Source organism: Leisingera sp. CC-HEC093 (assembly GCF_059429195.1).
Genome location: NZ_JCAIJR010000001.1, coordinates 1,697,501 through 1,721,290, shown reverse-complemented (window position 1 = coordinate 1,721,290; position 23,790 = coordinate 1,697,501). Strand labels below are relative to the sequence as shown.

The window sequence follows — 23,790 nt, the reverse complement described above, 5'->3', positions numbered from 1 at the left end:
GGTTTTGCTAACAGGCTGACGTTTACGGCAACTCTTCGCCGGCCTCGCGGCGGGCCTCAATGACTGCCAACGCCTTGGCAAGGGCGTCCTCGATGCTCAGGTCGCTGGTGTCGATCAGAATGGCATCCGCAGCCGGGCGCAACGGGGCCTCGGCCCGGTTCATGTCGCGCTCGTCACGGGCCTTCACATCGCCCAGCACCTCTTCCAGCGTGATCACCTTGCCAGCCGCCGCCAGTTCCAGAAAGCGGCGGCGGGCGCGCACTTCAGCGCTGGCGGTGACAAAAAACTTCACTTGCGCATAGGGGCAGATCACAGTGCCGATGTCGCGCCCGTCCAGCACCGCGCCGCCTGCCCGGCGGGCAAAGGCGCGCTGAAAATCCACCAGCGCTGCGCGCACGTCGGCAATCACAGCCACCTTGGAAGCCGCCTGCGCCACCTCCGGCCCGCGCAGGTCGTCGCGGGCCAAATCCGCAGGCGTCAGGTTTTGCGCTGCTTCAACCGGCGCTGCGCCATCCAGCATCTTCGCGCCAACGGCCCGGTACAAAAGACCGGTGTCCAGATGACCGAATCCATAGTGCGCGGCCAGCGCTTTGGATAGCGTTCCCTTGCCGGCTGCGGCGGGGCCGTCGACTGCGATGGTAAAGCTGCTGCTCATGTGCGCTCCAGCTTGGCGCCGAGGTCCCCCATCAGGCTCTCGAAGATCGGGAAAGAGGTCGCGATCGGGCTGCCATCATCAACGGAGACCGCGTTCTGCGCGCCCATACCCATTACCATGAAGGACATAGCGATGCGGTGGTCCAGGAAGCTTTCGCAGGTACCGCCACCCGGCACACCGTTAATGCCCAGGCCGGTGACTTCCCACCAGTCCTCGCCCTCCTCGACTGTGACGCCATTGGCGCGCAGGCCCTTGGCCATCGCATCAATGCGGTCGCTTTCCTTGACGCGCAGCTCCTTAACGCCGGCCATCATGGTCTTGCCCTCGGCAAAGGAAGCCACCACCGACAGCACCGGGTATTCGTCGATCATCGAGGCGGCGCGCTCTGGCGGCACCTCGATACCCTTCATGTCAGGCGAGAATTTGGCGCGCAGATCAGCCACCGGCTCGCCGCCCTCCTCGCGCATGTTCTCGAACGTCAGGTCCGCACCCATGTCCTGCAGGGTGTAGTAAAGGCCCGCGCGGGTTGGGTTGAGGCCGATGTTCGGCACCAGCACATCGGAGCCGGGGGTGATCAGTGCCGCACAAACCGGGAACGCGGCGGAGGACGGATCCCGCGGCACCGCGATCACTTGCGGTTTTAGCTCCGGCCGGCCGGTCAGGGTGATGACGCGGCCCTCTTCGGTCTCCTCAGTAGTGATCTCGGCGCCGAAACCGGCCAGCATCCGCTCTGTATGGTCGCGGGTGGCTTCCTTCTCGATCACAACGGTTTTTCCCGGCGCATTGAGGCCGGCAAACAGCACCGCCGATTTCACCTGCGCAGACGGCACCGGCACTTCATAACGGACTGGCACCGGGTCGGCGGCACCAACAATGGTCATCGGCAGCCGTCCGCCGGAGCGGCCCACGGATTGCGTGCCGAACAGCGCCAGAGGATCGGTCACGCGTGCCATAGGGCGCTTGTTCAGCGACGCATCGCCGGTGAAGGTTGCGGTGACCGGTGAGGTCGCCATCACCCCCATGATCAACCGCACCCCGGTGCCGGAGTTGCCGCAGTCGATCACGTTGCCCGGCTCGGCAAAGCCGCCGACACCAACACCGAACACTGACCAATTGCCGCCGCCGTGGTTCACCACCTCTGCGCCGAAGGCCCCCATCGCCTTGGCAGTGTCCAGCACGTCCTCGCCTTCCAGCAGGCCGGAGATTTTGGTTTCCCCCACCGACAGTGCGCCCAGGATAAGAGAGCGGTGCGAGATCGACTTGTCGCCGGGCACCTCTGCCACGCCCTTAAGCGGGTCAGCACGGTGAGAAGTCATCGGGATGGGCGTGCCGTGTCCGGACATGGGGCTTCCTTCGTCTGTCGGTCGTTCGTCAGTTCGTTTGCGCTATCGGTAACGGATTGAATTGGACCGGTCCAGCGCAATTGCCCTCAGCCCAGGCGGCGGAAGGTCAGGTAATGCGGGGTGCGGCCTTCACGCAGGGCCTTCTGCTCGTAACGGGTGGAGATCCAGTCACCCCAGGGTTGGCGCCAATCGGCTGGACCTTCGGCCAGCCATTCGAAACCGGCCCTTGGCACCTCTTCCAGGGTTTGGCGCACATAGTCGGGAATGTCGGTTGCCACGCGGAAGATTGCGCCTGGCTTCAGGCAGCGGGCCAGCGGCTCCAGATGCTCTTGCGTTACAAAGCGGCGGCGGTGGTGGCGGGCTTTGGGCCAGGGGTCGGGATAAAGCAGAAAGGCGCGCGAAATGGACGCCTCCGGCAGCACATCCATAAGGTCGCGCGCATCGCCGGGATGAACGGCAATATTGTCTGAGCCCGCGTTGCGGATCTTGCCCAGCAGCATCGCCACGCCGTTGATGAAAGGTTCGGCGCCAATGATGCCAATTTCCGGGTTGCTGACCGCCTGATGCACCAGATGCTCGCCGCCGCCAAAACCGATTTCCAGCCAGGTATCTTTGCCGCCGAACAAGGCGTTCAGGTCCAGCGGTGTGCGGTCAGGGTTTTCATCCCAGCCAACAGCGCCGGGGCTGAGGCTCGCCAGGTCCTCGTCCAGGTAACGCTTCTGACTGTCCTTCAGCGTCTTCCCCTTGAAGCGGCCATAGAAGTTGCGCCAAGGCGCGCCGCTGGCGTGTTTGTCGGCAGCATTGTTTGCTGCGGGCTGGGCATCCTTGGACTGATCGTCGCGGGGCTTCTGGTCGCCGGACATGCGTCGGGGCTCCTGTTCAGGCGTCGTTTGAAAGGCTGGCCGCCCCTGTGCCGCAAGCGGGCCCGCGGGTCAAGCCGTCTAGGGGGTTTGCCCCGGCCGCAGTTCACGCAGGACACCCGCAGCGATCAGCCGCAGGCGGCTGGGATACCATTCCCCGTTCGGGTCGGTGCGCAGTGTATCAATGGCAAAACCGGGATCGACCCCGCGCTCCACCATGTAACTGAGGTGGTCGTAAACCTCCCTCTGAGTATCCTCGTAGATCCACGCCCCGAACTCGAACGGCGTCGCCCAGCGGCGGCTCTTGCGTTCGCTTCGGTAATATTTGTGTACTGCATCGGCCGGCCAATTGCGCTGGTGAAATCCAATGCTGGACCCGATTGTCATCCTCCTGCGGGCGCCCGCCAGGAACACATCCACGCAGGCGCTGATACAGGTGCCGTCAACCAGAGTATCGAGCCCGTATTCCAGCACCAGCCCGGCAATTTCTTGTCCGGCATAGACGCTGCCGCCCACGCTGTTAAGCTGCAGCTCCTTGATTTCCGGGCTTGTCCGCAGAATACCGCGCAGCCTTGCGGCGTCCTCATCGGTGATTTCCGCAGGCTCCCCTTCGACATCCGTCTCTGTGTCATAGACCAGCGTCTGGCCTTGCAGGCTGAATTTCTGCGGCAAAGGGCCCTTGGCGGCTGCGCCGGACGCTAGAACCAATCCAAGAAACACAGAGAAAACGCGCAGCATCACAATCCCAAAAGCGGATACACCCTCCTGCACTATGGCGCAGGCAGCAGCTGCACTCCAGTCCCAAGGAGAGAGGCACCTTCGACGGATGCACCAAGCCGGACGGCATCCTCTTTACAGAATTAGAGCGGGCATTGCGGCCCGCTCTTTAATCACTTGTTCTGATCTCAGACCGCTCTTTTCAGAGCCTCTGCCAGATCTGTGCGCTCCCAGCTGAAACCGCCGTCGGCTTCCGGGTCGCGGCCGAAATGGCCATAGGCCGCGGTCCGCTGGTAGATCGGCTTATTGAGGCCCAGGTGCGAGCGGATGCCGCGCGGCGTCAGGTCCATGACCTGATCGATAGCGCGCTCAATCGCCGCCGGATCGACTTCGCCGGTGCCATGGGTTTCCGCATAGATCGACAACGGCTTGGAGACGCCGATGGCGTAGGAGAGCTGAATGGTGCATTTCTCTGCCATGCCCGCGGCCACCACGTTTTTGGCCAGATAACGCGCGGCATAGGCGGCCGAGCGGTCCACCTTGGTCGGGTCCTTGCCGGAGAAGGCACCGCCGCCGTGCGGGGCTGCGCCGCCATAAGTGTCAACGATGATCTTGCGGCCAGTGAGACCCGCGTCGCCATCAGGGCCGCCAATCACGAATTTGCCGGTCGGGTTCACATGCCAATGGGTAGCCTCGGTCAGCCAGCCCTCAGGAAGGGTTTCCCGGATGTAGGGTTCGACAATGGCGCGAATGTCGCTAGAGGTCAGGCTTTCATCCAGGTGCTGAGTGGACAGCACAAGCGAGCTGACGCCAACAGGCTTGCCATTCTCATAGATCACCGACAGCTGCGATTTCGCATCCGGGCCAAGCACCGGTTCCGTGCCGTTCTTGCGCACTTCGGCAAGACGGCGCAGGATCGCGTGGCTGAACTGGATCGGTGCCGGCATCAGCGCGTCGGTTTCGTTGGTGGCAAAACCAAACATGATGCCCTGGTCGCCGGCGCCTTCCTCCTTGTCACCCGAAGCATTGACGCCCTGTGCGATATGGGCGGACTGTTCGTGCAGCAGGTTGGTCACTTCCACGGTTTCGTGGTGGAATTTGTCCTGCTCGTAGCCGATGTCTTTGATGCAGGCACGGGCGATCTCATCGATTTTGCCCATGTAGTCGTGCAGCTTATCCTGATCGGACAGGCCGACTTCACCGCCGATGACGACACGGTTCGTTGTGGCAAAGGTTTCAGCTGCCACACGTGCTTCGGGTTCCTCCGCCAGGAAAGCGTCCAGCACCGCATCCGAAATGCGGTCACAGACCTTGTCCGGGTGGCCCTCCGAAACGGATTCGGAAGTAAAGGTATAGTTCGTACGGGTCATGAAAAGTGCTCCATTGGGTTATCCTTGCCACGCCAGGAAGCCGTTGTGGAAGGTGTCTAGCCGCATTACGCGGCTCATCCGCGTGGGTCAATCTATAATCCGATACAGTTAAGCAGCTATGACCGCGGCGTAAAAGCACGGGGTAGAAACATTGCCGCCCCTGCGATGCAAAAACACAGCAGCAGAACCGGCCAGTCCCCGGCCCGGCTGTAGAGAGTCGGCGGCAGCGGCGCGGGCAAGGCAGCGTCGATGAATCCCGCCTCCCCCAGAGGCAGGCTGTCCAGCAGCTGGCCACCCGGACCGATCATTGCCGAAACGCCGGTATTGGCCGCGCGGATCATCGGCAGCCCCTGTTCCAGCGCCCGCATCCGGGCCTGCACCAGATGCTGATAAGGGCCGGAACGGGTGCCGAACCAGGCGTCGTTGGTGATCTGCACCAGCATATCCGGACGGCTAGGGGCAGCGTTCACATCCTGCGGAAAAACGGCCTCATAGCAGATCAGCGGCAAGGCACTGCCAATTGGCAGGTCCATGACCCGGGCACCGGGGCCGGCAGCATACCCTGCCCCAGCCTGGGAGGCAAAGCCGCGGATGCCGAAGCGGGCCAGAAAATTTCCAAACGGCACGTATTCGCCAAACGGCACCAGATGCGCCTTGTCGTAGGTGGCAGCAGGCAGGCCGTCTGCGTCCAGCAGAACCGCCGAATTGTAGTAGGTACCCTCCGCCTCGCGCTGAATGCCGAGCAGAACCGGTACGCCGCCCGCCCTTTCAGAAATCGCCTGCAGCGTGCCTCCGGCAAAGTTCAGCAGTTGCGGTACCGCGGTTTCCGGCCAGACCACCAGGTCCGGCCGCGGGTCTCCGGCGGAAAATTCCAGAGAGCGGCGGACGAACTCCCACCGGTGGTCAGGGTGCCATTTCAGATCCTGCGGCGCATTGGGCTGGATAATGCGCACGGTCTTGCCGGCCGGCTCCGTCCCGGGCGGCGCGGGTGCGGCCAATGCTGCGGTTGCGGCCGCCGCTAAAGGAACCAAGGCAGCGGCAGGGTTTACTCGCAGCAAGGCAAGCGGCAGGAACGCCGCAAGCGTCAGCAATGCGAGCCCTTGCGGACCAGCCCATGGCAACAAATTTGCAGCGGGCGTGTCGATCCAGAACTGGCCGAAGGCGGCCCAGGGAAAACCGGTGAGCAGGTAAGCCCGGGCAAATTCCGCCAGGGACCACAGCGCCACCAGCATCGGGATCCGCATGCCCCCTTGGCAGAACCGGGCAGTGAGGCCGAAGGCCGCCCCCCAGAACATGGCGAGACCGGCCGCCAGGAACACAAGTGCAAATGGCGCCATCCAGGCGTGGCGGTCGGGGTCGACCTGAAACGGCTCAATGATCCAGGAGAGGCCAAAGGCGAAATAGCCCAGTCCGAACAGCCAGCCCGCAAGCACGGCAGCCCGCGCGGATGCCGCCTGCAGCACCAGCCAGCCGGCAGCGGCGAGCGCGAGCGGCAGCCCGAACAACACATGCCATGGCGCCAGCGATAGCGACAAAAGCGCGCCGCTGCCAACGGCCAGACCTGCCGGTGCCAGCCGAAGCTGGCGCGCAGCCTGCCGCAGGCCAATTGACATCATGCAGCGGCGTCCGGCAGCCGCACCCGCAGCCGCTTGATCCGGCGCGGGTCAGCGTCCATGACTTCGAACTCGGCGCCTTCTGGGTGTTCAATCACCTCGCCGCGCGCCGGCACCCGTCCGGACAGCATGAAGACCAGACCGCCAAGCGTGTCGATCTCTTCCTCATCCACGTCGTCGTGGCTGGTCAGCGAATGACCGGTCTCCGCCTCGAACTCCGGCAGCGAGGTGCGGGCCAGCGCGATGTAGCAGCCAGGCTTTTCCTCGAACCAGGTCTGCAGTTCGTCGGCGTCGTGCTCATCCTCGATCTCGCCCACCACCTGTTCGATCAGGTCCTCGATGGTGACGAGCCCGTCGACACCGCCGTATTCATCGATCACCAGCGCCATGTGGCGGCGCTCGGCCTGCATCTTGGTCAGCAGTACCCCTATCGGCATAGACGGCGGCACGAACAGCAGCGGGCGCAGCATCTTCGACAGGTCGAATTCAGAGGTGCCGCCATTGAAACCATGGGTCAGCGAGAAATCCTTGAGGTGGACAAAGCCCAGCGGCGTGTCCAGCGTGCCCTCGTAAACGGGGATGCGGGTAAAGCCGCTTTGCCGGAAGATGCCGACCAGATCATCCTTGGCGACAGTGACCGGCACAGCGGCAATTTCAGCAGATGGGATGGCAACATCCTCAACCCGCATCCGGCGCAGGTTGATCATGCCCCGCGGACCAGATCCCGGCGCAGGCTGTTCGCTGCCGGTGTCCGGTTCATCCTGCGGATCGGGGCTGAATACGCTGCGCAGCCGCGTCCACAATCCGGTGCTTTCTGAGGCCGGCGCATCCGCTGCCGTGCCGTTGATGTCCTGCAGCGCGCCTTGCGCCGCGTTAGAACTGCCTTCTATGTCGCCCATCTTTCCATTCCAAAAACCCCGCTTACGGGGCGTCCTCAGTCATATATGGGTTCGCGATACCCAGTTTGCCAAGTAGCACGGCCTCAATCCCCTCCATCAATGCGGCATCGCCGTCACGGATGTGATCATAGCCCAGAAGATGCAACATTCCGTGAACAATCAGATGGCGGGTATGATCAGCCAGGGGCTTACCCGCCTCCGCAGCTTCCCGCGCGCAGGTGCCGTATGCGACAGCAATATCGCCAAGCGGGATTTCTCCTGTAAAATCAACCTCTGGAAGCCGCGGCGTGCCGCCATCCTCTTCTGCCGAAAGCTCCTCAGCCGGCCAGCTGAGAACGTTGGTCGGGGCGGGTTTCTCGCGGAATTCGGCATTGAGATCCGCAATGCGCGGATCATCACAGGCCAAGAGCGAAATTTCGCACAATCTGGACGCCAGGCCGAAATGATCCAGAACAATGGCAATGGACTGTTCGGCCAGCGCTTCAAGCCCTGCTTCCTGCCAGCGGCTGTCTTCGATGGTGATGTCGAGCGTCATGATACGGCTGCACATGCGGGGGCCGGCCCCCGCACCCCCGGAGTATTTTCACAAAGATGAAGCCCGGCGGTGTCTATACGTCAGGCAGGTTTCGAATCTGCGTCATACGCCTCGATGATCGCCGCCACAAGCGGGTGGCGCACCACATCGCGGGCGGTGAAGTAATTGAAGCTGACTTTGGGGATCGACTTGAGCAGCCTTTCAGCATCGGCCAGCCCCGACTGCACCCCGCGCGGCAGATCCACCTGCGAACGGTCGCCAGTGATCACCATGCGCGAACCCTCGCCCAGGCGGGTCAGGAACATTTTCATCTGCATAGTGGTGGCATTCTGCGCCTCGTCCAGCACAACGAAGGCGTTGGAGAGCGTGCGGCCGCGCATAAAGGCCAGCGGCGCGATCTCAATCCGCTTGTCCTCAATCAGCTTGGCGAGCTGCTTGCCAGGCAGAAAGTCGTTCAGCGCGTCGTATAGCGGCTGCATGTACGGATCGACCTTGTCCTTCATGTCGCCAGGCAGATAGCCAAGCTTTTCCCCAGCCTCCACTGCCGGCCGGGACAGGATGATGCGGTCGACATGGCCAGTGATGAACATGGAGACCCCCACCGCCACGGCAAGGTAGGTCTTGCCGGTGCCCGCCGGGCCGATGCCAAAGGCCAGTTCGTGCTCGAACAGAGACTGCACATAAGCCTTCTGCGCTTCTGTGCGCGGTTCCACCAGTTTCTTGCGGGTCTTGATTTCCACCCGGCCGCCGCGGAACATCTGCAGCTGGCCATCGGGTTCGGTGTCATCGGTGTCCGGCCCCATCCGCAGTTCCCGGTCGATGTCGCCGCTTTCGACGCTGCGGCCGGTTTCCAGCCGGTCATATAGCGCTGTCAGAACGCCCGCTGCCTGTTCGCGCGCAGAATCCTCGCCCATTACGGACAGCTGATTGCCCCTTCGGACGATTTGCACGCCCAGTTTCTGTTCGATATCAGCGAGGTTACGGTCATATTCGCCGCAAAGGTCGATCAGCAATCGGTTGTCAGGAAATTCCAGCAGCACTTCGTGGGTTGCGGTCTGGGTCTGCGGGTCATTCAGGGCGCTGATGGCCAAGCTGATCTCCTCAATCTGGCGTTGCTCTTTCAGTCTGCCTCCGCCGTGCCGTTTGCGCAAGCAGGTGCTTCATAAAATCACTTAATTGAAACAAAACAGCCGCCCCTGAAGGCGGCTGAATTGCAAACTGATCACTGTTGTCAAAGCGGATCACCAAAGGTGGAGCCGGCTTTGAACGGGCCGGTTGCCAGTGTGGGAGGCAGGTCGCTGTTGCAGACCGGCAATCCATCCGGCGTGCGGCGCAGGTCGGCGTAACCTTCCAGGCCGTCGTCGATAATCCAATGTTCACAGCCGTTCGGGTCAATCCAGATGCCCGCTGTCAGGTTCGACAGGTCCAACGATTTGCCGTCGCCAATATGCTGGTCGGTGGTTTTATCGGCAGTCGGCGCACAGGCCGAAACGGCTGCGGCGGCAGCCAGGCCGGCAACGGCGTGTAAAAAACGTGTCATGTTTCCCCCTCAGCGCAGGCAGTAGATTTCGACGCGGCGGTTCTGCGCCATATTGCCGGCGCTGGTGTTTGGCACGCGCGGGTCACGTTCACCATAGGCACGGACGCCTGCGATGCGCGCGCCAGCCGAACGGCCAACCGTGGCCACTGCATTCGCCCGGCGCTTGGACAGGCGGATGTTGTATTCATCCGGCGCCCGGCTGTCGGTGTGGCCGGCGACAATAAAGGAGCGCGCGCCGTTGCTCTTCGCCTGCTGAAAAAACTCGCGCAGGCGCTGTTTGCCGGCGGCATTGATGAAATGCTTGTCAGTGGCAAAGAACTGGTCAGTCGGCATCACCCCGCAGATATTGCCGCGGCGGCAGACCGGCTTGCCGTCCGGTTTGACGTGCGGGGTCATGTAACCTTCGGCCCCGTCATCCATCACCCAATGCTCGCAGCCATCCGGGTCAACCCAGATGGTGGGCACGTAGCGTTCCCCTGCAACAGCCCGCTGCTGGGTTTGCGCACTTGCAGGTGCAGCAGCGATGCCGAACGCCGCCGTGGCAGCGGCAGCCAGCGCAATCGCCTTGTTCAGTTTGAGTATCGGCACAGCCAGAAATCCTTCACCTAAGTTCCCCCGGGGTGTACGCCGCCGGCAAGCAGCCACCGCTAAGTCCATAAAAGCCAATTTACCTGAAAGAGGTTAAGCGTACCCGGGAAATTTGCCGATTTTCCGCACGGATTAACCGCCCTGCCCAAACACTCTGGGCATTTGACGTAAATTGTCCTGAAAAATGATGCAATAGAGACTCACTTGCGCCCCGCTCAGACGGGAGGCCCGCTTGCGGCCGGACCGCGGTGCCTGCGGCCCAGCCACTCAATCAGGCGATCAATTCACCCGCAAGGGAGTTTGCGCCGGAAGACACGATACGCACCCGCGACAGATCGCCCGCCTGGCGGCTGCAATCGGCAACATGCACAGCGTGCAGATAATCAGATTTGCCCACCATCTGGCCCGGCAAGCGGCCTGCCTTCTCAAAAAGCACGCCCACTTCGCGGCCCACCATGCTGTCCTGCACTTCGCGCTGCTGGCGGGACAGCAGCGCCTGCAGGCGCTGGAGCCGTTCATCTGCTGCTGCGGCATCCACCTGGGGCCGTTCCGCCGCCGGGGTGCCAGGGCGCGTGGAGTACTTAAAGGAATAAGCGGTGCCGTATTTCACCTCTTCCACCAGATCCATGGTGGCCTGGAAATCTTCTTCTGTCTCTTCCGGGAAGCCGACGATGAAGTCGCCGGAGATCAGAATATCCGGACGCGCGGCGCGGATGCGCTCAATCAGGCGAATGTAGCTTTCAGCGGTATGCGAGCGGTTCATCCGCTTCAGGATCTTGTCGGAGCCTGCCTGCACCGGAAGATGCAGATAGGGCATCAGCTTGGCGCAAGTGCCATGCGCCTCGATCAGGTCATCCTGCATGTCGTTGGGGTGGCTGGTGGTGAAGCGGATACGCTCCAGCCCGTCAATCTTGTCCAGTTCCCAGATTAGCTGCGCCAGGGTCAGGTCGCCATTGGGGCCGGCGCCATGGTAAGCGTTCACGTTCTGGCCCAGCAGGGTGATTTCGCGCACACCGCGCTCCACCAGCTCCTGCGCCTCGCGAAGGATGCGGTCGGCTGGGCGCGACACCTCGGCACCGCGGGTATAAGGCACAACGCAAAAGGCGCAGAACTTGTCGCACCCTTCCTGAACGGTCAGGAAAGCACTGGGGCCGCGCTTGGCCTTGGGGCGGTTTTTCAGCTTTTCGAATTTATCTTCTTCCGGAAAATCAGTGTCCAGCACCTTCTCCCCTTCGCGCGCCTTGGCTTCCATCTCCGGCAGGCGGTGATAGCTCTGCGGGCCGACCACCAGATCTACCAGCGGCTGGCGGCGCATGATCTCCTCGCCCTCGGCCTGGGCCACGCAGCCTGCGACACCGATCTTGAGGTCCGGCTTCTCTGCCTTCAGCCCCTTGAAGCGGCCCAGCTCGGAATAGACCTTTTCCGCCGCCTTCTCCCGGATGTGGCAGGTGTTGAGCAGGATCATGTCGGCGTCATCAGGCGACTTCGTCTCGACATAGCCCTCTCCGCCCAGCGCTTCAGCCATGCGTTCGCTGTCGTAGACATTCATCTGACAGCCATAGGTCTTGATAAACAGCTTCTTCGGGGCGCTCATACGGGTCAGCCTTCCAGCCTGGGTGGGTAAACAGCGGCTTGCAATACAGGCAATCGCCGCGGCTTGCAATGAGGCTGGATTTACCCGATTTTGGCTGCAAAGGCCAGAAAGGCGGAGGCAGCCGGGCATGATGTACTCTTCGCTTCAGAATTTTCTGAAGGACGCAAAACCGCTGCTGGCCAAGGGGCCGGTGGCCCTGATCTTTATCGAAGACGAAGTGGAAATAGCCACTACCCTGCGCCACCACCTTCAAAGCGGCTTCAAGACGGTTGCCGCCCTGATGCCGGATGCCTTTGACCTGCCGCAGGATGTGCGTGCCAAAGTGCACCGGGTGCCGTTTGACTGCGGCCCGCAAGAGGCGGTAACCGGCGCCGTCAATGCCGTGGCCGCGGCGGCAGAGCCGGGATGCTGGCTCTATTATTGCTACAACGCCGAGTATCTGTTCTACCCGTTCTGCGAAGCCCGCGGCGTTGGCGAGATGCTGGCATTTCACACAGAAGAGCGCCGCGATGCGATGCTCACTTATGTGATTGACCTTTATGCTGGCGATCTGGCGGCCTGTCCCGGCGCCGTCTCGCTGGAGGACGCCTTTCTCGACAAATCGGGATACTATGCCCAGTCGCGCCGGGATCCCGCAACAGGACACCCGCGGGAGCGGCAGCTGGATTTCTTCGGCGGCGTGCGATGGCGGTTTGAGGAGCACATCCCGGCCAGCAGCCGCAAAATTGACCGCATTTCGATGTTCCGTGCCAAGCCGAGGCTTGAGTTGCAAACGGACCACACTTTCAACGATCAGGAATACAATACCTACGCCTGCCCCTGGCATCACAACCTGACTGCCGCGGTCTGCTCCTTCCGCACCGCCAAAGCGCTCAAACGCAATCCCGGCTCCACCTTTGATATCGACACCTTCCGCTGGCACAATTCGGCACCGTTCGAATGGCATTCGCGCCAGCTTCTCGACTTGGGGCTGATGGAGCCTGGGCAGTGGTTCTAGGCTCAGGACCCATAGCCAGTAGATGACAGTTGCGGCGAGGGCGATGGCTGAGAGGAAGACCTTCGGGCATCCATTGCCGGCAGGCGATGCAATGCATCGCTGAGAGCGGGCATATCGGGTTGCCGCACGCCGCCAATCCTTGAGCCTGCCGAACATGATCTCGCATCACTGTCCGGCAGTGCATTGCGCAGCAAGGTCACGAGAGGGGCGGTTGCGCCGTTTGTATCGGCGCTTGTCGTGCTTGACGGTTTTCTTGCGCTGCTTCCGGCCAGGGATGCAGGCGCGTACCCCTTTGTCTTTCAACGCTTCTCTGGACCAGTTGGCATCATATCCGCGGTCCCCGAGCAGCCAACCGGCATCCGGCAGGCTGCTCAGCAATGAGCTGAGGTTGCTGTGCAACTTGTGCAGCGGTGGATATCGTGGCCCAACTTGCCAATCTCACAGCCCCAGAAGTGAGCGCCGCCACAGGCTTCCATCGCGACAACGCAGGGCTGCAACGCACTGAAGAAAGCCAGCACCCGATCCTCCCCCGCAATTTCTTGCGCAGAACAGGCTGCCCCGCTCCATTTGCCCCGTGGACCTGAAACACATTCTTAGCCAGATCGAGCCCGGCCGTGATAATCTCCGACATGAGCGCTCTCCTTTATGGATCGTTGCAGACCCACCTTGGCATATTGATGCCGTCGGCGGGCGGTCACATCATCAAAACCGAATAGATCAATTCACAGGGTGCGGGACTTTCCCAATTTTCGCACGGTGTCTGCTTTGCAGAAACTGACGACTAGCAAACCTCACGACACCGGCCTGAGAAATGTTCTCTACTAGCTCAGGATGCAGCCTGTTTCTTGTGATATCTGAAAGGCGGCGACGCCTTCGGGATCGTCCGCGCTGCCCAGCCGGTATGCCTCATACTCTGACAGACTACCGAATGTGAACAGTGCATAGGCTATGTTGTTGGCCCCTTCTGATGGCAGAAAATATCCAAGGTGGTTTCCGCCAAACCGCTCGACCAGAGGTATCCAGGCTCTCGCATAACGCTCGAGTGCTTCTATCTGATTTGAGTCGATCACATAGCGGATAGGCCTCCGCCATCGACGGGTGAAACACCACCGTGTCCGGGGCAGGGGTGTGTTCAGCGCATCGACTTCCCAGCCCCTGAACCGCAATCCCCATAGAAACGAAATCCGCCCGCGCTTTCCTCCTTGTCAGATTTATCGCCGCTGCAGCTCACGCTGACTGCAGCCACAAACCTTTGGACCGTGCTGCCGTTCGCCATAACAAATTCAATGTCCGGTATTGTGTGGCGCATGTGCTTCCCGATACATTCTCTTTGTGCAATATTCGGAAGTCCCATTCTTTCCACCTGCTAAGTTGCGCACGCATGAGGTGTGTGGGGCGGGGGCGATTTTGTTTGCCCTTTCGCTTGCGGTTCAGTTGCGGGGTTCCGTGATGTGGATTCGCGAAAATTGGGACACCATGCAGATAAACCCGGCTGGGTTTGCAGATATCACCAACCCAGAAAACCTGTCCATTTGCCTCACAAAGAACCAGACAGAGACACTTGCGGTTGCTGAAGAGGCCCTGCGATCAGGCGCGGTTTCGTTGGTTGTGATGCAAATGAGCCAACCCTCGGGTTTGACTGAAGGGCGGCGGCTTCAGCTTGCGGCGCGGGATGGAAAATCCACCGGACTAGCGATTATTCCTGAGGGGATGGGAAGCACCGCCGCCGAAACAAGATGGCGCTGCACGCCAGCTTTTGATGCAGGCCAAACTGCGCAGGACTCGACTCTGCAAAAATGGGAACTTATAAAGAACAAATCAGGAACATTGGGTGTCTGGCATGTTCGATGGGATAGAGCGCCGCGTCGTCTCGTTATGGTTCCCCCGCCTCGCAAGTGACCGGGTTCTACGGCGATGTCCGGTGGATGGGCCGTTTGTACTGACGCTCAAACAGAAAAACGCCAACCGCATTTACTGTCTCAATATGGCCGCGTTTCAACAGGGGCTGAAGCAGGGCATGTTTTATGCAGATGCCCGTGCCTTTTGTCCGGGCCTGCAAAGTCGTGTGGCGGAGCCTGAACAGGACCAAAGGTTTCTTTGCCTGCTGTGCCGATGGGCCACACGTTACTGCCCTTGGGTCGGTCTAGAAGGAGAAGATGGGCTGGTGATGGATATCACCGGGTCCGCCCATCTTTTCGGGGGGGAAGACATCATGCTAGCGGATCTGCAGAGCCGCCTGATGCAGGCCGGGCTGTCCGTGCAGATTGGTTGTGCTGATACACGTGGAGCGGCCTGGGCCTTAGCCCGTTACGGCGAAGGCATTGCCCAATCTGGCGACATGCTTGCTGCACTAAAGACCCTGCCGGTTGCCGCCTTGCGGATTGATGAAAAGATATCGATCACATTGCAACGTTTGGGATTGCGCCGCATTGGGGACCTGGCACAGGCCGCGCGTGCGCCGCTAAATCGACGCTTTGGGCCAGTCCTGTTGCGGCGGTTGGATCAGGCATTAGGGAAACAACCCGAAGATATTTCTCCCCGTATTGCTCCACCGCACTATGCGGTACGGATGACCCTACCAGAACCAATCGGCCTGCTATCGGATGTTATGGCCGGCACAGGACGGCTTCTTGATCAGCTTTGCAGCAAACTCAAAGCGCAGGAAGCAGGCGGGCGGCAACTCTGTCTGACCCTGCGCCGCGTAGATCAGGACCACCAGAAGGTCGAGTTGCGTCTGGCCCGTCCGCTACGTGATCCGCGTCGCATTCTCCCTCTCTTTGAGCGCGGTTTGGCAGAAATTGATGCGGGCTTTGGTATTGATATGCTGAGGCTTGAGGCAACACAGGTGGAACCACTGCCTGTGCAACAGCTCAGTCATGTTTCCGATCGTGGGAAGGATAAGCTGGATGATCTGATCTCTCGGTTGGGCACACGGATTGGGTTGGAGAATATCCAGCGATTTCTACCAGCTGATAGCCATATACCGGAACGCAGTTTCATCATGACCCCAACGGCATACTCTGAGCCCGCAAGCGGATGGAGCAGCCAGCAGCCACGCCCGATCTGCCTGTTCCCACCAGAACCGATTGCAGCCAGCGGAACACAGCCGCCGAGCCGGTTTAGATGGCGGAGGATGTTTCTGACCACTGGTCGCGCCACGGGGCCTGAACGCATTACCCCGGAATGGTGGCTGGAGGATGACAACTGGCGCTCAGGCATGCGCGATTACTGGAGGGTGGAGACCATCCAAGGGCGCAGGCTTTGGCTGTTTTACACGCCGCAAAACCCGGGCTGGTTCGTGCAGGGGGAATTCGCATGATCGAGGTTAACCGCACCCATCGCCCGGTCGAGGCCTTCCAGCGTGAGCTTCTGGAAACCCAAATATACAGCAAGGGCTATGCTGAACTTTGCGTCACTACGAATTTCACTTTCCTGACCGGTGCCTCTCATCCCGAAGAACTGGTGGTGCGCGCAGCAGAATTGGGGCTGCCCGCGCTGGCCATTACTGATCAGAATTCCTTGGCAGGGGTGGTGCGCGCCTGGAGCGCCTTAAAGCAACTCAAGAAAGAAACGCAGGAAAGCTTAGCAATTCGCTCTCACAAACGAGTGGATTCATCCTCACGCCAAGAGGCCACCCAGCACATGCCGCTAGAAAAACCTATCGCGGCAAGGCTGCCTAAGTTGATCGTGGGCTGCCGTTTAGTGTTGCAGGATAGCTTGGTGGATTGGGTTGCTTTGCCACGAGACCGGGCCGCTTACAAACGGCTGACGCGGCTACTGACACTTGGCAAGCGGCGTGCAGAAAAAGGGCAATGCACTCTTTATACCAAGGATATGATTGTGGCTTGCAAAGGCATGATCCTGATGGCCTTGCCACGGAGAGGATTAAACGAGGCCACTGCGGATATTCGAATGCTTGCCCGCCATTTTCCGGGGCATGTTTTTCTCGGGGCGGCCCCACGGTATGATGGCAGTGATCAAGGCTATTTGGCAGCCTGTGCCCAACTGGCGCAAAGAACCTCTGCCCCAATGGTGGCCGTTGGGGATGTGTTAATGCACCGCGCCAATCGCCGCCAACTGGCCGATGTTCTGACCTGCATGCGCGAACATATCACGATTGATGAAATCGGGACACGTGCTTTGCCCAATGGCGAGCGCCGCCTGAAAGCTGGAACAGATATGGCACGTGTCTTTCGGAATCATCCCGCTGCACTAAGGCGAACATTAGAGATTGCCAGCAAATGCAGCTTTGACCTTAGCGAACTGTCCTATGAATACCCGCATGAGGACAGCGAAGGGGAAACACCACAGGAACGTTTGGAACGCCTGGCAAAAGAAGGGCTAAAGCGTCGCTATCCTGAAGGTCCACCGGATCGGGCGCTTGAGTTGATGGAGAAAGAGCTGGCCGTGGTTAAGGAGCTGAACTTTCCTGCCTACTTCCTGACCGTGCATGACATTGTGCAGTTCGCCAAGTCAAAGGGCATCCTGTGTCAGGGGCGCGGTTCTGCCGCCAATTCCATTCTTTGTTACCTGCTGGGTATCACAGATGTCAGCCCTGACATGATCGCTATGGTTTTTGAACGGTTCGTATCCAAGCACCGTGGCGAGCCGCCAGATATTGACGTGGATTTTGAACATGAACGGCGCGAAGAGGTGATCCAGTGGATTTATGAAAAATACGGCCGGGAACGCGCAGGTCTGTGCGCCACTGTGATTCACTTTCGCTCCCGCGCCGCAATACGGGAGGTGGGTAAAGTCATGGGCCTTAGCCAAGATGTAACCGCAGGGCTGTCTGGGCAAATCTGGGGCATGTCGAATGGCGGTGTGGATCTGGACCGTATTCGGGAGCTTGGCCTTGATCCAGGCGACCGCCGTTTGATGCAAACTATTCACCTGATCAGCGAAATCATCGGCTTTCCTCGTCATCTTTCTCAGCATGTTGGCGGCTTTGTCATTACGCACGGGAGGCTAGATGAACTTGCCCCAATTGAAAATGCGGCGATGGAAGACCGGACCGTGATCTGCTGGGATAAGGACGACATCGATGCGTTGCGTATCTTGAAAGTGGATGTGCTGGGCTTGGGAATGCTGAGCTGTCTAAGCAAAAGCTTTGAGCTGATGCAGCGACATAATAATATCACCCACAGCATTGCTTCTATCCCCCAAGGGGATGAAGCTACCTATGATATGCTTTGCCGTGCCGATGCAGTTGGCGTCTTTCAGGTGGAAAGCCGGGCACAGATGAACTTTCTGCCCCGAATGCGGCCGCGCGAGTTTTATGATCTAGTGATTGAGGTCGCCATTGTCCGTCCCGGTCCCATTCAAGGCGATATGGTGAAACCCTATATCCGGCGGCGCAATGGGTTTGAAAAACCTGAACCTTTTGGACCAGCGTTGGAAGAAGTGACCAAACGCACGTTAGGGGTGCCGCTTTTTCAGGAACAAGCGTTGCAAATCGCTGTGGTCGGTGCAGGCTTTACCCCGGAAGAAGCAGATCACCTGCGCCGCTCTCTGGCATCGTTCCGGCGTATGGGTACGATTGGAACCTATCGGGAAAAATTCATCACCGGTATGTTGAACAATGGCTATTCGCAGGAGGTCGCGGAACGTTGCTTTGGTCAAATCGAAGGGTTTGCTGATTACGGCTTCCCTGAAAGCCACGCTGCTGCCTTTGCCATGCTGGCATATGTCTCGGCTTGGTTGAAATGCCATCACCCGGCGATCTTTGCCTGCGCTTTGTTGAACTCCCAGCCGATGGGCTTTTATGCCCCAGCTCAGATTGTGCGGGACGTGCGCGAACATGGTGTGGAAACCCGCCCGGTCTGCGTGAACCATTCGGAATGGGACAATACACTGGAACGCCGTCCAGATGGTGACCTAGCGCTTCGCCTTGGTTTCCGTCAGATCAGGGGCTTTAAAGAAGAAGATGCAGACTGGATCGTGGCTGCCCGGAACAATGGGTATCCTGACCCAGAGGCATTATGGCTGCGATCTGGCGTGCATCCTGATGTTCTTACACGATTGGCAGAAGCGGATGCATTTTCTGAGACAGGGCTGAACCGCCGCGATGCGCTTTGGAAAGTCAAAGCCATTCAAAGCCCCAAGCCCTTGCCGCTTTTTAATGATCCGATTGATGGCGAGAAGACCCACGAGCCAAATGTTCGGCTGCCCAATATGCACTTAAGCGAAGAGGTCGTGGAAGACTATGTTTCGACCCGTTTATCCCTGCGCGCGCATCCGATGGAATTATTGCGCCCTGCACTTCCAGGCCTCGTCACCCATGCGGCATTGTCAGATATCGCCTTGGGCCGCTACAGTGTCTGCGGTCTTGTGATCACTCGGCAACGCCCGGGGACAGCTTCTGGAGTAATCTTCCTAACGTTGGAAGATGAAACCGGCGTTAGCAATGTCGTGGTCTGGCCGAAGGTTTATGAACGCTTCCGGCGGATTATCATGGGGGGGCGGTTGCTGCGCGTCACAGGCTATTTACAACGCGAAGGCAGTGTTGTGCATCTGATCGGGCAGGATGTGCAGGACCTGTCCTATGCGCTCTCCGAATTGGGCCATCCACAACCGGAATCTCTGACCACAGAAGGGGCACGTACGGACGACACACCGAAAAATGCTCGCTATCCGGCACAGGCCATGCATCCCCGCGATCAAGCGAAACACCTGTTTCCAAGTCGAGATTTTCATTAAACTACACATTAGCCGCAATGCAGAAAGTCGGCGAATGGGGCTCACTGCTAGGTTTCGCCGCTTGCGGCCAAAGGTCGGTTCCTGAAACGCGAACGACCGCACATAGAACGAGACGGTGGAAAATCAGGGGCATGACCAATTCTGCCGATGACTGGTTCTGTTCCGCCCGCACCAAAGAGCTTGCCGCATTGGCATCGGGCAGCTCTGAGCCCTTAGAAGAAGTGCCATAATCTTGCTGCGTGCGCTTGCAGCGCTAAGATTCGCGGCGCTGCCGAAAAGCACCCGCCGCATGGCTGTGCATTCCGGGCATGTCGGACAGTCATTCCAACGGATCGCGGACAGCGATTCCGGGTTGCGCGGATAAAGTCGAGCAGGATGCTGAGTGTCTGATCTGACATCTCAGGTGTTTGTGTCCCGGTCAGGCCCCAAAATGGGGGCAGATGCAACGCTTACCGTATTTTTTCTTCCAGCGGAAACTGTCCAACGATTGGGGAGTAGCTCAGAGGTGCGGCTGGTTCCGGACGCGGATGCGCCGGGCGGGCCATCCGCTCGGACAATGGCCCTGAGTTCGTTGCACAGGCGGTTCGGGACCGCAAACGGGTCACCCAGCTGATCAAGGGCCTTGGCTCCGCCGGAGGCATGGAAGAGGCCAAGGAAGCGCTGCGCGCATTGGTGGAGCGGATCGTGCTGACGCCTGCGGCGGAGGGCACCGGCCTGGATTTGACGCTGGAGGGGATCTGGCCGGGCTGTTGCAACTGGCGGCGGGTGCGGAAGTCCCGAACACGAAGAAGGCCCCGGATGTCTTACCCGAAGCCTTTGATATGTCAGGTGAATTAGTGTTGGTTGCGGGAGCAGGATTTGAACCTGCGACCTTCAGGTTATGAGCCTGACGAGCTACCTGGCTGCTCCATCCCGCGTCAGGTTTGTTTGATATCGTATTGAGAGATTTTGGATTTTACTAGGTTTGGCGGTGACCTACTCTCCCAGGGCTTGAGCCCAAGTACCATCGGCGCGACAGTGCTTAACTTCCGGGTTCGGGATGGGACCGGGTGTTTCACTTGTGCTGTAGCCACCAAACCGAGAAAAATCCACTCCGGCGCGCCTTTATTGGGAGCGCCGGTACAATCACGTTGTCCAAGTCAGTTAGGGATGTTTGCTTTGATTGGTTTTGTAACACTGTCTGTTACTGGATCAAATCAAGCCTATCGGGCGATTAGTACCGGTCAGCTGAACGCATTGCTGCGCTTACACCTCCGGCCTATCGGCGTGGTGGTCTTCCACGGCCCTCAGGGATACCTTGTTTTGAGGGGGGCTTCCCGCTTAGATGCCTTCAGCGGTTATCCTGTCCGATCATAGCTACCCAGCACTGCTATTGGCATAACAACTGGTCCACCAGTGGATCGTTCACCCCGGTCCTCTCGTACTAGGGGCAACTCCTCTCAAGTATCCTACACCCACGGCAGATAGGGACCGAACTGTCTCACGACGTTCTAAACCCAGCTCACGTACCTCTTTAAACGGCGAACAGCCGTACCCTTGGGACCTGCTCCAGCCCCAGGATGAGATGAGCCGACATCGAGGTGCCAAACACTGCCGTCGATATGGACTCTTGGGCAGTATCAGCCTGTTATCCCCGGCGTACCTTTTATCCGTTGAGCGATGGCCCTTCCACGCGGGACCACCGGATCACTATGGCCGACTTTCGTCTCTGCTCGACTTGTCAGTCTTGCAGTCAGGCTGGCTTCTGCCATTGCACTCAACGAGCGATTTCCGACCGCTCTGAGCCAACCTTCGCGCGCCTCCGTTACTCTTTAGGAGGCGACCGCCCCAGTCAAACTACCCGCCACGCAGGGTCCCGGATCCGGATAACGGACCGCGGTTAGACATCAAGAGTGCGAAGGGTGGTATCTCAAGGGAGGCTCCACCGGAACTTGCGTTCCGGTTTCGATGCCTACCACCTATCCTGCACATCACAATCCTGATGCCAGTGCGAAGCTGTAGTAAAGGTGCACGGGGTCTTTCCGTCTAACCGCGGGAAGCCTGCATCTTGACAGGCAATTCAATTTCGCTGAGTCGATGTTGGAGACAGCGGGGAAGTCGTTACGCCATTCGTGCAGGTCGGAACTTACCCGACAAGGAATTTCGCTACCTTAGGACCGTTATAGTTACGGCCGCCGTTTACCTGGGCTTCAATTCGGAGCTCTCACCCCTCCTTTTAACCTTCAGGCACCGGGCAGGCGTCAGACCCTATACGTCGCCTTGCGGCTTCGCAGAGCCCTGTGTTTTTAATAAACAGTCGCCACCCCCTGGTTTGTGCCCCCGGATCCAAGTTGCCTTGAACCCGGGCCTCCTTCTCGCGAACTTACGGAGGTATTTTGCCGAGTTCCTTCAACATCGTTCTCTCAAGCGCCTTGGTATTCTCTACCAGTCCACCTGTGTCGGTTTAGGGTACGGTCTGATGGAGGGCTATTTCCAGGGACTGATCAGCAGCCCATTCAATCCGATAAGGATGAACTACCTTCACAATCCGTCACATCCTCCTGGCCCACGAATATTAACGTGGTTCCCATCGCCTACGCCTTTCGGCCTCGGCTTAGGGGCCGGCTTACCCTGCTCAGATTAGCTTTAAGCAGGAACCCTTGGACTTTCGGCGAGAGTGTCTCTCACACTCTTTGTCGCTACTCATGTCATCATTCTCGCTAGTGATCTCTCCACCGGATGGCTCACGCCCCGGCTTCATCGAAAGCTCCTTGCGTCCAATCTTTCCCGCAGGAAAGTAAGGACGCATGGAACTATGTCACACTACGCTCTGCTACCATGCACTATGTGCATCCTCGGCTTCGGCTCATGGCTTGAGCCCCGTTACATCTTCGCCGCAAGACATCTTGATTAGACCAGTGAGCTGTTACGCTATCTTTAAAGGATGGCTGCTTCTAAGCCAACCTCCTGGTTGTTTTGGACGTCTCACCTGCTTTCCCACTTAGCCATGAATTGGGGGCCTTAGCCGGAGGTCAGGGTTGTTTCCCTCTCCACGACGGACGTTAGCATCCGCCGTGTGTCTGCCATCTAGTACTCCCGGGTATTCGGAGTTTGGTTAGGATCAGTAAGCCTGTGGGGCCCCATTACCCATCCAGTGCTCTACCCCCCGGGGTATTCGGATGACGCTCTACCTAAATAGATTTCGCAGAGAACCAGCTATCTCCGAGTTTGATTGGCCTTTCACCCCTAGGCACAGCTCATCCCGATCCTTTTCAACGGATGTGGGTTCGGTCCTCCAGTGCGTGTTACCGCACCTTCAACCTGGCCATGCCTAGATCACTCGGTTTCGGGTCTGATCCCACGAACTCATGCGCCCTATTAAGACTCGCTTTCGCTGCGCCTCCGCCTAACGGCTTAAGCTTGCTCGTGAGACCAAGTCGATGACCCATTATACAAAAGGTACGCTGTCAGCCCTCAAGGGGCCTCCAACTGATTGTAGGCGTTCGGTTTCAGGTACTGTTTCACTCCCCTCGCCGGGGTGCTTTTCACCTTTCCCTCACGGTACTGGTTCGCTATCGGTCAGTAAGGAGTACTTAGCCTTCGGAGGTGGTCCTCCGATCTTCGAACAGGATTTCACGTGTCCCGCCCTACTTAATACGTCCCTCAGAGCTTAGAATACGGGGCTGTCACCCGCTATGGCCATGTTTCCCAACATGTTCTTCTCACTCATCAGGCTCGGCTGGTCCGCGTTCGCTCGCCACTACTAACGGAGTCTCTATTGATGTCCTTTCCTCCGGGTACTTAGATGTTTCAGTTCCCCGGGTTTGCTCTTAAAGACCTATGTATTCAGTCCTTAAGTACCTGGTTAAACCCATTATTGATTACCAAGGGTAACAATAACGGACTTTCAGGTGGGTTCCCCCATTCAGAGATCTTGGGATCAAAGCCTATTCCCGGCTCCCCCAAGCTTATCGCAGGGTATCACGTCTTTCATCGCCTCTTACTGCCAAGGCATCCACCAAACGCCCTTCTCGCGCTTGATTTGATCCAGAAAAAGACAGTGTTTCATGCCACGGTGCGGAAGCTGGTAAGAAACCGCACCCTTATTCTGAACCAAAAAGCAAACTATCCCGCTCCCGGTCATGTCGGTGACCAGGAACTTGTTGCGCAGTCTTGCGACCGCGCGGGTTAGTGTACTTGACTTGGACAACACTGTCGTTTCAACCAGGCATACTCCAGGACGTCTGAGGAAACATGACGTGTTCTGAAGCTCGCCTCACTTCCGAAGAAGATCAGCACCTGACTGAGGTCTGTCCCACACTCGGGCGACCAACAGTATTGTTGATTGTATCTCTCTTAACGATGTCAATTTTCGTCTGAAGAACAGACGTTCAAACAGTC

Annotated in this window: 17 protein-coding genes, 1 tRNA gene, 2 rRNA genes, 2 pseudogenes and 1 riboswitch; of the genes and pseudogenes, 4 read left to right on the top strand and 18 right to left on the bottom strand. The window is 59.0% G+C overall.

Going from position 1 to position 23,790, the window contains the following annotated elements:
• Positions 1-22 precede the first annotated feature (22 nt).
• From AC5STB_RS08280 to miaB, 12 genes are all read right to left on the bottom strand, one after another.
• Positions 23-655 (bottom strand): (d)CMP kinase, encoded by a 633-nt coding sequence (locus AC5STB_RS08280; protein ID WP_495442461.1) that lies wholly within the window; start codon positions 653-655, stop codon positions 23-25.
• Positions 652-1,998, bottom strand: coding sequence for a 3-phosphoshikimate 1-carboxyvinyltransferase (gene aroA, locus AC5STB_RS08275; RefSeq protein WP_495442460.1), 1,347 nt, complete (start codon positions 1,996-1,998; stop codon positions 652-654). The genes AC5STB_RS08280 and aroA overlap by 4 nt, the downstream gene beginning before the upstream one ends.
• Before the next feature lie 86 nt (positions 1,999-2,084).
• Positions 2,085-2,861 carry a tRNA (guanine(46)-N(7))-methyltransferase TrmB gene (trmB, locus tag AC5STB_RS08270; RefSeq protein ID WP_495442459.1) on the bottom strand — a complete coding sequence of 259 codons (777 nt, stop codon included), beginning with the start codon at positions 2,859-2,861 and terminating at the stop codon, positions 2,085-2,087.
• A 78-nt stretch (positions 2,862-2,939) separates the two neighbouring features.
• Complete coding sequence (locus tag AC5STB_RS08265) at positions 2,940-3,596, bottom strand: COG3904 family protein (protein ID WP_495442458.1); 657 nt, start codon at positions 3,594-3,596, stop codon at positions 2,940-2,942.
• Between the two features lie 167 nt (positions 3,597-3,763).
• Positions 3,764-4,945, bottom strand: a complete 1,182-nt coding sequence (gene metK, locus AC5STB_RS08260) for a methionine adenosyltransferase (RefSeq protein WP_495442457.1) — start codon at positions 4,943-4,945, stop codon at positions 3,764-3,766.
• 6 nt (positions 4,946-4,951) lie between these two features.
• A riboswitch (SAM-SAH riboswitch) is annotated at positions 4,952-5,000 on the bottom strand.
• A gap of 61 nt (positions 5,001-5,061) precedes the next feature.
• Positions 5,062-6,561, bottom strand: a complete 1,500-nt coding sequence (lnt, locus tag AC5STB_RS08255; RefSeq protein ID WP_495442456.1) for an apolipoprotein N-acyltransferase — start codon at positions 6,559-6,561, stop codon at positions 5,062-5,064.
• Complete coding sequence (locus AC5STB_RS08250; RefSeq protein ID WP_495442455.1) at positions 6,558-7,457, bottom strand: hemolysin family protein; 900 nt, start codon at positions 7,455-7,457, stop codon at positions 6,558-6,560. Before AC5STB_RS08250 ends, lnt begins: the two co-directional genes overlap by 4 nt.
• A 22-nt stretch (positions 7,458-7,479) precedes the next feature.
• A complete protein-coding gene (gene ybeY, locus AC5STB_RS08245) occupies positions 7,480-7,992 on the bottom strand; it encodes an rRNA maturation RNase YbeY (RefSeq protein ID WP_495444583.1) in 513 nt (170 codons plus the stop codon).
• An 80-nt stretch (positions 7,993-8,072) separates the two neighbouring features.
• The gene (locus AC5STB_RS08240) at positions 8,073-9,083 is read right to left on the bottom strand and encodes a PhoH family protein (protein WP_495442454.1); all 1,011 of its coding nucleotides are present in this window, start codon (positions 9,081-9,083) and stop codon (positions 8,073-8,075) included.
• Between the two features lie 140 nt (positions 9,084-9,223).
• Positions 9,224-9,532, bottom strand: coding sequence for a hypothetical protein (locus AC5STB_RS08235; protein ID WP_495442453.1), 309 nt, complete (start codon positions 9,530-9,532; stop codon positions 9,224-9,226).
• Positions 9,533-9,541: 9 nt separating this feature from the next.
• Positions 9,542-10,126 (bottom strand): OmpA family protein, encoded by a 585-nt coding sequence (locus AC5STB_RS08230; protein ID WP_495444582.1) that lies wholly within the window; start codon positions 10,124-10,126, stop codon positions 9,542-9,544.
• Positions 10,127-10,391: 265 nt separating this feature from the next.
• On the bottom strand, positions 10,392-11,714 hold the full coding sequence (gene miaB, locus AC5STB_RS08225; protein ID WP_495442452.1) for a tRNA (N6-isopentenyl adenosine(37)-C2)-methylthiotransferase MiaB: 1,323 nt from the start codon (positions 11,712-11,714) through the stop codon (positions 10,392-10,394).
• 127 nt (positions 11,715-11,841) lie between these two features.
• Here miaB and AC5STB_RS08220 point away from each other — a divergent pair, with 127 nt between their 5' ends.
• Positions 11,842-12,711, top strand: coding sequence for a hypothetical protein (locus tag AC5STB_RS08220; protein WP_495442451.1), 870 nt, complete (start codon positions 11,842-11,844; stop codon positions 12,709-12,711).
• 12 nt (positions 12,712-12,723) lie between these two features.
• Here AC5STB_RS08220 and AC5STB_RS08215 read toward each other — a convergent pair.
• The 3 genes and pseudogenes from AC5STB_RS08215 to AC5STB_RS08205 form a co-directional block, all read right to left on the bottom strand.
• Positions 12,724-13,107, bottom strand: a pseudogene (locus AC5STB_RS08215) (hypothetical protein); the annotation flags it as partial.
• Positions 13,108-13,124: 17 nt separating this feature from the next.
• A pseudogene (locus tag AC5STB_RS08210) lies at positions 13,125-13,342 on the bottom strand (IS110 family transposase); the annotation flags it as partial.
• Between the two features lie 190 nt (positions 13,343-13,532).
• Positions 13,533-13,781, bottom strand: a complete 249-nt coding sequence (locus AC5STB_RS08205; RefSeq protein WP_495442450.1) for an NIPSNAP family protein — start codon at positions 13,779-13,781, stop codon at positions 13,533-13,535.
• 301 nt (positions 13,782-14,082) lie between these two features.
• Between AC5STB_RS08205 and AC5STB_RS08200 the strand changes: the two genes are divergently transcribed.
• Genes AC5STB_RS08200 through AC5STB_RS08190 form a run of 3 tightly spaced genes read left to right on the top strand, consistent with a single transcriptional unit; the run spans position 14,083 to position 19,410 of the window.
• Positions 14,083-14,610 (top strand): ImuA family protein, encoded by a 528-nt coding sequence (locus AC5STB_RS08200; protein WP_495442449.1) that lies wholly within the window; start codon positions 14,083-14,085, stop codon positions 14,608-14,610.
• Positions 14,552-16,030 (top strand): Y-family DNA polymerase, encoded by a 1,479-nt coding sequence (locus tag AC5STB_RS08195; RefSeq protein WP_495442448.1) that lies wholly within the window; start codon positions 14,552-14,554, stop codon positions 16,028-16,030. Before AC5STB_RS08200 ends, AC5STB_RS08195 begins: the two co-directional genes overlap by 59 nt.
• A complete protein-coding gene (locus tag AC5STB_RS08190) occupies positions 16,027-19,410 on the top strand; it encodes an error-prone DNA polymerase (RefSeq protein ID WP_495442447.1) in 3,384 nt (1,127 codons plus the stop codon). The genes AC5STB_RS08195 and AC5STB_RS08190 overlap by 4 nt, the downstream gene beginning before the upstream one ends.
• Positions 19,411-20,250: 840 nt before the next feature.
• Here AC5STB_RS08190 and AC5STB_RS08185 read toward each other — a convergent pair.
• The 3 genes from AC5STB_RS08185 to AC5STB_RS08175 all read right to left on the bottom strand — a co-directional run bounded on the left by AC5STB_RS08185 (position 20,251) and on the right by AC5STB_RS08175 (position 23,432).
• Positions 20,251-20,327, bottom strand: a tRNA-Met gene (locus tag AC5STB_RS08185).
• Positions 20,328-20,372: 45 nt separating this feature from the next.
• Positions 20,373-20,487, bottom strand: a 5S ribosomal RNA gene (rrf, locus tag AC5STB_RS08180).
• A 115-nt stretch (positions 20,488-20,602) separates the two neighbouring features.
• Positions 20,603-23,432 (bottom strand): 23S ribosomal RNA (locus tag AC5STB_RS08175).
• Between the last annotated feature and the right edge of the window lie 358 nt (positions 23,433-23,790).